This is a genomic window from Parasporobacterium paucivorans DSM 15970, from assembly GCF_900141895.1.
In the GTDB taxonomy this organism is placed as follows: Bacteria; Bacillota; Clostridia; order Lachnospirales; family Lachnospiraceae; genus Parasporobacterium; species Parasporobacterium paucivorans.
This window is the reverse complement of record NZ_FQYT01000015.1, coordinates 18864-29963: the sequence shown is the minus strand read 5'-3', so window position 1 is coordinate 29963 and position 11100 is coordinate 18864. Positions and strand designations below refer to the sequence as shown.

Here is an 11100-nt window from a genome sequence, read left to right as displayed (position 1 = left end):
TGTCATACTGATTATTGTATTGTCGGCTTTGTCATTCGCCATTTATTCCGTTCAGTACTTGATTTTTCACCAGACGGATAATACAGTATTTTATTTTCTCCAGGACCTTGCCTTTGTACCTATTCAGGTACTCATGGTAACGCTTATTATCAACCGGGTGCTAAGCATTATGGAAAAGCGAAAAAAAGTCAAAAAAATCAACGTCATCATCAGTGCCTTTTTTGTAGAAGCGGGAATCTCCATTCTGGCCGGTATGTCAGCATTCAACCGGAATAATGCGAAACTTGTGGAAATCATACAGGGGAAAGAAATAAGCAGGAAAAACCTGACCTCTCTGGTCAAGTCAGCCAGAGAGGTCAGGTTGGACATTCAGGCCGATGCGGAGTGTCTGCAGAAGCTTTCGGTGGTGCTGAGTAAATATAGCGGTTATACGCTGGACATGCTCGGCAATGACAATCTCCTTGAACATGATTCCTTTACGGATATGCTTTGGGCGGTTTTTCACGTGAATGATGAACTTAAAACAAGAGGTGACTGTAAAGAGCTCGGGGAAGCGGATATTGCCCACATAGAAAATGATATAAAAAGGGCATACTCGGCGCTGATACTTGAATGGATAAAATATATGGGATATCTGCAGGAAGAATATCCATTCCTGCATGCGGCGGCTCTGCGGAAAAACCCATTCAGTGAAGGAAATTAAGGAATGAATAATGATTTTTTACCAATAAACAGAGACGACATGGAAAAACGTGGATGGGAACAGTGCGATTTTGTATATGTTACAGGAGACGCATATGTTGACCACCATTCCTTTGGACCCGCCATCATAAGCAGGGTTCTGGAAAGGCACGGATATAAAGTGGGAATAATTTCCCAACCGGATTGGAATGACAGTACCAGTATTGCCATCCTCGGGAAACCCCGGCTGGGATTTTTGGTTTCGGCTGGAAACATGGATACAATGGTCAATCATTATACGGTTGCAAAAAAGAAAAGAAAACAGGATGCCTATACGCCGGGCGGAGAAATGGGCAAGCGGCCTGACCGGGCAACGGTGGTTTATTGCAGTTTAATACGTAAAGCCTATAAAAACACTCCGATTATAATCGGAGGCATTGAGGCCAGCCTTAGAAGAATGGGGCATTACGATTATTGGAGCAACAAGGTGAAGCATTCGATCCTGATCGATTCAAAAGCCGATCTTATTTCCTATGGCATGGGGGAAGATTCCATTGTGGAGATTGCAGATTCGTTAGACAGCGGTCTTTCCATCCGTGATATTACCTTTATAAATGGAACCGTATATAAGGCTAAGGATCTGTCGTCCGTATATGATGCAGTTGTGCTTCCATCCTTCCAGGCCATCCGGGAGAGCAAAGAAGAGTTCGCCAGAAGTTTCCTGATCCAATACAGGAATACAGATCCATACTCCGGCAAAAGGCTGGTGGAACAGTACAAAGAGGACGAGTATATCGTCCAGAATCCTCCGGCTAAACCGCTTGACCAACAGAAAATGGACTGGGTGTATTCCCTTCCGTTTATGAGGGCATACCATCCTTCATATGAAAAACTGGGTGGAATACCTGCTTTTAATGAATTGAAGTTCAGCCTGGTCAGCAACAGGGGCTGCTTCGGCGGCTGCAATTTCTGTGCGCTTACCTTTCACCAGGGAAGAATCATTCAGACTCGGAGTCATGAATCCATAATGGAGGAAGCAAGACTTTTAACAGAAGATAAGGATTTTAAAGGATATATCCATGATGTGGGTGGTCCTACAGCCAATTTCCGTCATCCGGCCTGTGAAAAACAGCTGAAGAAAGGGGCATGTGTAGATAAACAATGCCTGTATCCATCCCCTTGCGCAAATCTGCGGACAGACCATAAGGACTATCTTTCCCTGTTACGGAAGTTGCGGGAAATCCCGAAAGTCAAGAAGGTATTTATCCGTTCCGGAATCCGGTTTGACTACCTGGTGAATGATAAAGATGATACTTTCATGAACGAGTTATGTGAACATCATGTAAGCGGCCAGCTGAAGGTGGCACCGGAACATATCAGCGACAAGGTGCTGTCCTACATGGGGAAACCGAAACATTCAGTATATGAGGAATTTATTAGAAAGTTCAAGAAAACTAATGAAAAATTAGGGAAGAATCAGTTTGTGGTTCCGTACCTGATCTCCTCACATCCGGGATCCACATGGAAGGAGGCCGTTGCTCTGGCTGAATATCTGAGGGATTTAGGGTATATGCCCGAGCAGGTTCAGGACTTTTATCCTACACCCGGCACCATGTCCACCTGTATGTATTACACAGGTTTGGATCCACGAACGATGCAGCCGGTTTATGTTCCCTTTTCATCCCATGAAAAGGCGATGCAGAGGGCACTGATTCAGTACAGGAATCCAAAGAACTATGATCTTGTAAAGGAAGCCCTGACATTGGCTGACCGGGCTGACCTGATCGGATTCGACAAAAAATGTCTGATTCGCCCGCGGGAAATTCAAAAGAAATCTAATATTCAAAAACCGAAGGTCCAGAATGGTAAAAAAAACCAGAGCAGGACAAAGGTAAAAAGTGAAGGACGTACGAATGGCCGGAGGGGATCCCGTTGAGATTCCTCTGGAATATCAAATAAAATGCGAGGAAGAACCAATGAAATATGAGTATCTTTTGTTTGACCTGGATGGTACGCTGACGGATTCCGGAAAGGGTATAACAAATTCCGTTGCCTATGCCTTAGATAAATTTCAGATAAATGTGACCGATAAAGCTGAGTTGAACAGATTTGTCGGTCCGCCTCTGGTTGATGCATTTATGGAATATTATAGTTTCAGCCTGGAAGAAGCCAGGCTGGCTACGAAATATTACAGAGAATATTTTACCCGGAAAGGCATGTTCGAGAACACGGTCTACGATGGGGTAGAAGAGATGCTGCACAAGCTTAAGGAAAGCGGACGACACCTTCTGGTGGCTACTTCAAAGCCGGAACCCTTCTCAGTGAAAATTCTGGAATATTTCAAACTGTCCGCTTTTTTTGATGTTATTGCCGGAAGCACTTTATATGAAACCAGAGTGAATAAGGCTGAGGTCATTGCTTATGCGCTTTCGTCTGCCGGCATTACGGAGAAAGAAAAGACAGTGATGATCGGAGACAGAAAACACGACATCATTGGAGCCAGGAAGAATGGGATAGATTCCATTGGCGTTCTCTATGGGTATGGCTGTCGGGAAGAATTTGAAGCTGAAAATGTAAGCTATATAGTTGAAACAGTTGCAAAACTTTATGAGTTGATCAAGTGAGGATAGGATATTGGGCAGAGAGAAGGAAACTAAAACGAACGCAATGCGCATCCTGGAAAAAATGAGAATCGGATTCACGCATTATTCCTATGATTGCAATGAATTCATGGATGGTTTGGAAACTGCCGATATGCTTAATCTTCCGCACGAACAGGTTTTCAAAACGTTGGTGACGGTCGGAAATAGTAAGGACTACTTCGTGTTCGTAATCCCGGTGGAAGAGGAGCTGGATATGAAAAAAGCCGCCAAAGCGGCAGGTGAAAAGTCAATTTCCATGCTTCCCTTAAAGGATCTTACAGCAGTCACCGGATATGTGCGAGGAGGATGCACGGCAATCGGAATGAAAAAACAATTCAAAACCATTATCAGCGGTCTGGCAGAACGGCAGGATCAGATTTATATCAGTGCCGGGAAATTAGGGGCACAGCTGCGGCTGCGTCCGACAGATTTCTGCAGAGCGGCGGGAGCCGATTATGGAGATGTCACTGCGGAGAGGAATTAAGAACCACGGAAATACGGGTTCCTATATCCTTCCTGGATAAAATCTCAAAGTAGCCTTTGTGTCTGTCAACGATCCATTTTGCAATGGAAAGTCCCAGACCTGTTCCGCCCCTGTAATTGCTGCGGGCACTGTCGGCGCGATAGAACCGCTCGAACATATGGGTTACGTCTGCTTCACACATACCGATTCCGTTGTCCTGAACATAAAAATATGGCTCTTTTCTTTGGTTGATACCAGTCCTTATGGAGATGGTATCATTTTCTTTTGTATATTTCACTGCATTATCTATCAGTATTCTTGCCGTCTGCTTAAGCATCTCAAAGTCTCCATAAACCATAATGACTTCTGATTCTGCAAACTCATACTTATGAACGGGATCTATCATGACGGATTCTTCGTATACTTCTTTTATCATATCCGAAAGAGGAAAGGTCTTAAAAGTCATCTTGTTGCGTCCGCTGTCTCCTCTGGCCAGAAAAAGCAGCTGTTCAACCAGCTTGTTCATGTGCTCCGATTCCTGTTTCAGGGCTTGAATGGATTCTTCCATGACGGTTGCGTCCTGTTTGCCCCATCTGTCAAGCATATCAACATAACCCTTTATGACGGCAATGGGAGTCCTCAATTCGTGAGAAGCATCAGAAACGAACCGGGCCTGCTGCCGATAGGAATCCCTCATACGATCCAGCAGGTTGTTGAGCGCGATTTCGATTCCCTGCAGATCTTTGTCGCCCGTCTGGATTTTCACATCTGTTTCTTCGGGAATCAGGTTCGAGATGGTTTCCTCCAAGTGGTGAAATTTATTTTCATCAAATACCGCGCTGCTGAGGACCTCGGCCTTTTGAGCAATGTCCTGCAGTGGTTTCAGTTTGCGGCGGATTCTTCGGGTGCCGGATAGGAAAGAATCTGATAGTATGAGGAGCTGTATGACTCCGAGAATGACTGCAGTATTCATCAGTGTCCAAAGAAAAACGGAAGCATCGGTCTGGATGCTTTCGCCCCCGTCGATGGACACAATGTACAGAATATCGGAATTGACCGAAGTCCGAATGCTTCTGTGTGCATTCAGAAAAAAACCACCAAATCCGGAAACCTCAATATTGTAGCACCACCCCGCAGCCGCCATAACCAGAAGAATGACATCAAGGGACAGAAAAATAAAAAATAATTTTCCTGTCCAGGATAAATTCAGCTTTCTTGCCGTGGAAGACATTCGCTTGCTTTCGTTCATATTATTGTTCATCCTTTATAACATACCCAACGCCTCTTACGGTATGGATCATTTTTATTCCAAAACGGTCGTCTATTTTCGATCGGATGTATCGGATATATACATCTATCAGATTTGTTTCACCCATATAGTCATATCCGCACACTTTTTCCATCAGGGTATCTCTTGAGAGGACTATGTTCTTGTTTTCGAGAAGAATTTTGAGCAGCTCAAATTCTCTGTGGGTCAGTTCAATATCATTTCCGTCGCACGTAACATTGTAGGCGGCAGCATCCAGGATAAGATTTCCGAAAGAGCAGCATGTCCTTGATTTGTCAGCCATACCGCTGCGCTTCTTAAGGGCTGCACGGATTCTTGCGAGAAGCTCTTCAATGGCAAAGGGTTTGGTTATATAATCGTCCGCTCCGGCATCGAGGCCGGATACTTTGTCCATTACAGCGTCCCGGGCAGTCAGCATTATGACCGGCATGTCCGTAGTCTTCCGCAACCGGCGGAGTACTTCCAGTCCACTCAGTTCTGGGAGCATGACGTCCAGAAGCACCAGATCGAAACGGCTGTTTGTGGCAAGCTCCAGTCCCACCCTGCCGTTATTCGCCTTGGAAACCATATATCCTTCATGAACCAGCTCCAATTCGATAAATCTCGCGATTTTTTCCTCGTCTTCCACAATCAGTATATTTACAGCCACGATGGTTCCTCCCAGTAAAAAAGTTCTGGCGCAGCCTAAAAGACTGCGCATTCAGAACCATATTATTCGTTGAAATTATTTTTGATGTCGTTTTTGATGTTTTCGGCCGCTGCGGATGCTTTTCCCATGGCATTATTTATTGTGTCGGTTTTAATGTCCGGTCCCCGCAGACTGTAGTGGCAACCAAAGAACAAGCCTACAATCAGAAGTATGATGACCGCCCAGAATGCCACTAATATCAGAACGACCAGAATTGTGATTGGAATGCTGATAAGGCCTTCACCTTTCCGTTTGACGTCGAAATGATGTTCGTTCCCTTTCTTTATCATTTTTGAGCACCATTTGAAAAACTTCTTTACGGTGTTTTTAAACGAGGATTTTTCTTCCGTATACTGGGACGCGGTCTGCTCAAAGTGTTCTGGCTCTTCGTAATGAGTGGTGTGCCTGGTACTCTGAAAACCATGAACCTTACCCAGTTTTTCAAGATAAACGATTGCATCCAGCATGTCCCAGTTACAAGCGTCCAGGGCTGCTCTCGCTTCCTCATATGTGACGTCAGCCTTTTCCCTTAATTTTTCAACCTTTTCAAACTGATTCATTTTATAGTCCTCCTTGTTTGATCCGTGTTATCTGATGAGCCCATATTAACAGTCCTGGATTAAACAAAGGGGTGGGTTAGATTAAAATCAGATTAAAACTTTCATAATTAACGTTCCCATTGGTCTATCAGATCCAGAATCTGCCTTTCAAATCTGGACAGATCCTTATTGGCCCCGTCTCTGTTGGTTTGTATTACTTCGGATAGCCGACGGCCGGCTGTTACCAGGTGCTCGAAAACAGAATCCGTTCTTTGCCGCGATTCGGCTTTTTTGTCGCCGTGTTCGCCCTTAATGAGTTCTATGGCTGTGCCTTCCTTCAGCACGGCATCTGCCGCAAGGTCGTAAATGGCTCCACTGTAAGGGGCATAAACATCATAGCCGTATTCGGACCTCAGAAGTTCGGAAAAGGATTCGACTACATTTCCTTCTCCGTGGACAACGAATACCTTTTGAGGCTTTACTTTGAATTTTCTCAGCCAGAATATGAGACACTCCATGTCAGCATGACTGCTTATGCCGGCGAGGGTGCGAATCTCTGCATTGATTTTAATCAGCTCGCCAAAAAGCTTTACTTGAGGGACGCCGTCCAGAATCATGCGTCCCAGGGTGCCGCCGGCCTGATGGCCTACAAAGAGGATTGTAGATTCCTTTCGCCACAGGTTATGTTTCAGGTGGTGCCGTATCCTTCCTGCTTCGCACATGCCGCTGGCGGAAATAATGACCTTGGGATCATTATCCATGTTGATGGCCATGGAGTCCGCCGTTGTTATGGATGTAATGAGACCTTTGAAGGCGATGGGATTTTCTCCGGAACGTATTATGTCCAGAGTCGCCTGATCAAAATAACCGAACATATTTTCTTCATAAATTCGAGTTGCCTCATTTGCCAGCGGGCTGTCTACATAAACCTTGAAATCCCCATATCCCTTCACCAGCTGCGCATCCTTGATCTGGTGGATGAAATACAGAAGTTCCTGAGTCCTTCCGACGGCAAAAGAGGGGATTACCACGTTTCCGCCCCGGTCAAAGGTTGTCTGTATGATTTTGCTGAGCTCTGCTACATAGTCGGGATTTTTTACGTGTTTTCTATCCCCGTAGGTGGATTCCATAACCACATAATCGGCCTCCTCGATGTACTGAGGTCTTTTTAGGAGGGGTTTGTGGATATTTCCGATATCTCCGGAAAACACGATTTTCTTGGTGACATCGGCCTCTGTAATCCAGACTTCAATACTGGAGGAACCTAAGAGGTGGCCGGCGTCATTGTAGCAGACTTTTATTCCCTCGAAGGGCGAAACAATCTCTTTATATGATACAGATACGAACAGCCTGACTACTTCCCTGGCATCTTCATCGGTATAGGCCGGTTCAACAAAAGTGTCTCCGGAGCGCTTCCGCTTGCGGTTCTTCCATTCAGCCTCTGTCATCTGGATATGGGCACTGTCCCGAAGCATGATTTCACATAAATCATAGGTTGCACCGGTTGCATAAACTTTGCCGCGGAAACCTTTTTTATACAACAGAGGCAGGTTGCCCGAATGGTCAATATGGGCGTGTGTAAGAAGAACAGCATCGATTTCAGATTCAGGAACGGGAAGGTTTTGATTGACGTAGAAATCCATACCCTGTTCCATACCGCAGTCAACTAAGATTTTCTTTCCACAAGCTTCCAGGTAATAGCAGCTGCCGGTTACTTCATGTGCCGCACCAATAAATGTCAATTTCATAAGAAGTCCTCCAATCCGGTTTTTTGTTATGCTTTTATTATACACTTTTATGAGTGCAATTTCACCTGAAATATGGTAATATCTGCATATAAGAAAGCAGGGATAATTTATGGGGATAAAATATCTTATCACAGGTGCGGCAGGACATTTAGGCTATACTCTAGTCCGGATTTTGTCAGAAAAAGGAGCGGAGGTACGGGCTTTGGTGTTGCCATGCGACAGGGAAACTCTGTGCTTTCCAGATAACGTCGAAATTTTTGCAGGTGATGTCCGAGATGTTGATTCTCTGGAAGGTTTCTTTATTGTTGGGCCGAAGACGGATTCGGTACTGATTCATTGTGCCGGAATTGTTTCCATAGCCTCAGGATATCTGAAGGATGTCATTGATGTAAATGTACATGGCACCAGAAACATCGTCAGGCTCTGTATGAAACACCGGGTAAGCAAGCTGGTTTATGTCAGCTCAGTGCATGCAATTCCGGAATTGCCCGGACGGGAAGAGATTACGGAAGTTAAGGATTTTGAACCTGGAAACGTAAAAGGGCTTTATGCAAAGACAAAAGCGGCAGCGACGAAGTACGTGTTGGAAGCGGCTAAAAGAGGGCTGAACGCATCAGTGGTTCATCCATCAGGCATCTGCGGGCCATATGATAACGGTGCGGGGCACCTGACACAATTGGTTCTGGATTTTTACAAAGGGAGACTTGTGGCCGGAACGACCGGAGGATACGATTTTGTGGACGTCAGAGACGTGGCCGCCGGGATCCTTTCCTGCTGTCTGAATGGAAAAGCCGGGGAATGCTACATACTATCCAACCGGTATTATAAAGTGACAGAGATATTGGATATGCTCTCAGATATATCCGGAAAAAAGAAAATCCGGATTGTGATACCTATGCAGATTGCCCGTGCGACGGCGCCTCTGGCTGAGCTGTATTACCGTTTCCGAAAAAGCACACCACTATATACAGCGTATTCCCTATATACGATTACCAGCAATTCCAATTTTTCACACGAAAAAGCGGACAGAGAACTTGGATATAAGGTGAGACCTTTCCAAGAAACGCTGGCTGATACCGCAAACTGGCTGCAAAAAAACAATAGATGCTGATAAGGAGACTATATGCAGAAAAGACATTATGGCTTATTGACTGCAATCACCATGATCACCGGCATTGTAATCGGATCCGGAATATTCTTTAAGGCCGACGACATCCTTGTATATACAGGTGGCAGCACCATTCTTGGGATCATCGTTTTCTGCATAGCGGCCTTTGCTATAATTTTTGGATCCCTTACCATTTCTCAGCTGGCGATGCGTACCGACAGGCCGGGGGGGATTGTCACCTATGCGGAAGATTTTGTAGGGATGGGGGCGGCCTGTGCCTTTGGCTGGTTTCAGGTACTGCTGTATCTGCCGGCGCTGTGCGCGGTAGTGTCCTGGGTGACTGGTATCTATATCTGCCAGCTTTTTGGGTGGGAAGGTACAGTATTTAAATTCACCATTGTAGGATTTTTTGTTCTGGTATTCCTTTTTGTGGTCAATACCCTTTCCGCAAGGCTGGGAGGAATATTTCAGAATGCGACCATGTTCATAAAACTGATCCCGTTGCTGCTGATTGCGGTTCTGGGCCTTGTGTTCGGCAATCCGGGTGGAATGATGGCCGCCGATGCAGAAGCTTTTAAGGAAGCCACCCGTACGGCAGGATGGATGACGGCGTTTGCCCCGATTGCCTTTTCATTGGATGGATGGATTGTTTCTACATCCATCGGCCATGAAATTAAAAACAGCAAGCGCAATTTCCCGATTGCCCTTACCGTTGCCCCTTTGGTCATACTTGTGGTGTATCTGCTTTACTTTGTTGGAATCTCTTCACTGGTAGGAACAGAAACCATCATGGCGGAGGGGAATGACAGCGTGTTTCTTGCCTCCACAAGGATATTCGGAGATTTTGGGGCAAAGATGATCCTGATTTTTGTAATCGTTTCAGTCATAGGTACAGTGAATGGCCTGGTTCTGGGATTCATACGTATGCCTTATTCCCTGGCCATAAGAGGGATGATTCCGGGCAGCAAAAAAATGAAAAAGTTAGAAACAGGCGTCAACGCCATGCCTTTGAATTCTGCAATAACTGCCTTTTTGCTTTCTCTGTTCTGGCTGGTAATCAACTATATCACCCAATCCATGGGCATGAAGGGAGACGTGTCGGAAATAGCCATCTGCATCAGTTACCTTATATATGTGGTTCTTTATGTGGCGGTTATCCGTCTGGCCAGGAAAAGGGAAATCAAGGGTGTTTTTAAGGGATATATCATCCCCTGCCTAGCCATTGTGGGTTCGTTTATTATCCTGACGGGCAGCATAACCCATCCCCTGTTTCCTTATTATGTGCTGATCTGCCTGGCTGTGCTGGCAGCAGGAGCGCTCTATTACAGGAAAAACAGAGAATCTATCCACTGAAATACAACGAAACAGCCGTCTGGTCCCTGAGGGATAGACGGCTGTGATTTATCTTATAATACCAGGGATGGAGGAGCATACACCCGGGTTGCCAATTCGTTATCCAGCATATACAGACCCTTCGGATCACTGCCGAACAGTTCCATTTTGGAGATATTGTCATTGGCATTTGTTTCTTCTTCGCCCTGTTCCTTTATAAACCATTCTAAAAACTGCATTGTTCGGAAGTCCTTTACGGAAAATGCCACGTCATAAATGGCATGAATCAGGCCGGTCACATATTCTTCATGTTCCAGTCCGGCTTTCAGCGGACCGATCAAATCCGAAAAATCAGTATCCGGTTTGTCAATAGCTTCCAAAACTACTTTTTCGCTGTTGTTCTGAAGATATTGCATAAAAAGAAGTGCATGGTCACGCTCTTCCTGCGCCTGGATTTTATACCAGCTGGCAAAACCTTTCAGACCTTTTCCTCCATAGTAGCTGGCAAAATCCAGATAAAGGTAAGCTGAGTAAAATTCTTTGTTAATCTGGCTGTTGAGCAACGATGAAACGGTTTTATCTAACATAATAATCCTCCTTTCAGCATATCT

Annotated in this window: 11 protein-coding genes; 6 read left to right on the top strand and 5 right to left on the bottom strand. The window is 45.3% G+C overall.

What is annotated here, in order from left to right:
• Nucleotides 1–169: 169 nt before the first annotated feature.
• The 4 genes from BUA79_RS07700 to ybaK are packed head-to-tail and all read left to right on the top strand — an operon-like array spanning nt 170 to nt 3807.
• A complete protein-coding gene (locus BUA79_RS07700) occupies nt 170–703 on the top strand; it encodes a hypothetical protein (RefSeq protein WP_143147891.1) in 534 nt (177 codons plus the stop codon).
• A gap of 3 nt (nt 704–706) precedes the next feature.
• Nucleotides 707–2617, top strand: coding sequence for a YgiQ family radical SAM protein (locus tag BUA79_RS07695; RefSeq protein ID WP_073993812.1), 1911 nt, complete (start codon nt 707–709; stop codon nt 2615–2617).
• Entirely contained in the window at nt 2580–3305 is a 726-nt protein-coding gene (locus BUA79_RS07690; protein ID WP_242941666.1) for an HAD family hydrolase, read from the top strand. Before BUA79_RS07695 ends, BUA79_RS07690 begins: the two co-directional genes overlap by 38 nt.
• 43 nt (nt 3306–3348) lie before the next feature.
• A complete protein-coding gene (ybaK, locus tag BUA79_RS07685) occupies nt 3349–3807 on the top strand; it encodes a Cys-tRNA(Pro) deacylase (protein ID WP_334292711.1) in 459 nt (152 codons plus the stop codon).
• Here the strand turns inward: ybaK and BUA79_RS07680 are convergent.
• From BUA79_RS07680 to BUA79_RS07665, 4 genes are all read right to left on the bottom strand, one after another.
• Complete coding sequence (locus tag BUA79_RS07680) at nt 3788–5035, bottom strand: sensor histidine kinase (RefSeq protein ID WP_242941665.1); 1248 nt, start codon at nt 5033–5035, stop codon at nt 3788–3790. The genes ybaK and BUA79_RS07680 overlap by 20 nt on opposite strands.
• Before the next feature lies 1 nt (nt 5036).
• Complete coding sequence (locus BUA79_RS07675; protein ID WP_278308910.1) at nt 5037–5723, bottom strand: response regulator transcription factor; 687 nt, start codon at nt 5721–5723, stop codon at nt 5037–5039.
• Nucleotides 5724–5785: 62 nt separating this feature from the next.
• Nucleotides 5786–6322, bottom strand: a complete 537-nt coding sequence (locus BUA79_RS07670) for a DUF4342 domain-containing protein (protein WP_073993801.1) — start codon at nt 6320–6322, stop codon at nt 5786–5788.
• Between the two features lie 107 nt (nt 6323–6429).
• Nucleotides 6430–8049, bottom strand: coding sequence for an MBL fold metallo-hydrolase RNA specificity domain-containing protein (locus BUA79_RS07665; RefSeq protein WP_073993800.1), 1620 nt, complete (start codon nt 8047–8049; stop codon nt 6430–6432).
• A gap of 109 nt (nt 8050–8158) precedes the next feature.
• Here BUA79_RS07665 and BUA79_RS07660 point away from each other — a divergent pair, with 109 nt between their 5' ends.
• Nucleotides 8159–9160 (top strand): NAD-dependent epimerase/dehydratase family protein, encoded by a 1002-nt coding sequence (locus BUA79_RS07660; protein WP_073993797.1) that lies wholly within the window; start codon nt 8159–8161, stop codon nt 9158–9160.
• 12 nt (nt 9161–9172) lie between these two features.
• On the top strand, nt 9173–10510 hold the full coding sequence (locus tag BUA79_RS07655) for an APC family permease (protein WP_073993795.1): 1338 nt from the start codon (nt 9173–9175) through the stop codon (nt 10508–10510).
• A gap of 53 nt (nt 10511–10563) precedes the next feature.
• Here BUA79_RS07655 and BUA79_RS07650 read toward each other — a convergent pair whose 3' ends face one another.
• Nucleotides 10564–11076: a ferritin gene (locus BUA79_RS07650; protein ID WP_073993792.1), complete on the bottom strand. Its 513-nt coding sequence runs from the start codon at nt 11074–11076 to the stop codon at nt 10564–10566.
• Between the last annotated feature and the right edge of the window lie 24 nt (nt 11077–11100).

Coding starts and splice junctions, on each gene's coding strand:
- BUA79_RS07700 (WP_143147891.1), top strand. CDS start 170: ATGGAAAAGCGAAAAAAAGTCAAAAAAATCAACGTCATCATCAGTGCC.
- BUA79_RS07695 (WP_073993812.1), top strand. CDS start 707: ATGAATAATGATTTTTTACCAATAAACAGAGACGACATGGAAAAACGT.
- ybaK (WP_334292711.1), top strand. CDS start 3,349: ATGCGCATCCTGGAAAAAATGAGAATCGGATTCACGCATTATTCCTAT.
- BUA79_RS07680 (WP_242941665.1), bottom strand. CDS start 5,035: ATGAACGAAAGCAAGCGAATGTCTTCCACGGCAAGAAAGCTGAATTTA.
- BUA79_RS07670 (WP_073993801.1), bottom strand. CDS start 6,322: ATGAATCAGTTTGAAAAGGTTGAAAAATTAAGGGAAAAGGCTGACGTC.
- BUA79_RS07665 (WP_073993800.1), bottom strand. CDS start 8,049: ATGAAATTGACATTTATTGGTGCGGCACATGAAGTAACCGGCAGCTGC.
- BUA79_RS07660 (WP_073993797.1), top strand. CDS start 8,159: ATGGGGATAAAATATCTTATCACAGGTGCGGCAGGACATTTAGGCTAT.
- BUA79_RS07655 (WP_073993795.1), top strand. CDS start 9,173: ATGCAGAAAAGACATTATGGCTTATTGACTGCAATCACCATGATCACC.
- BUA79_RS07650 (WP_073993792.1), bottom strand. CDS start 11,076: ATGTTAGATAAAACCGTTTCATCGTTGCTCAACAGCCAGATTAACAAA.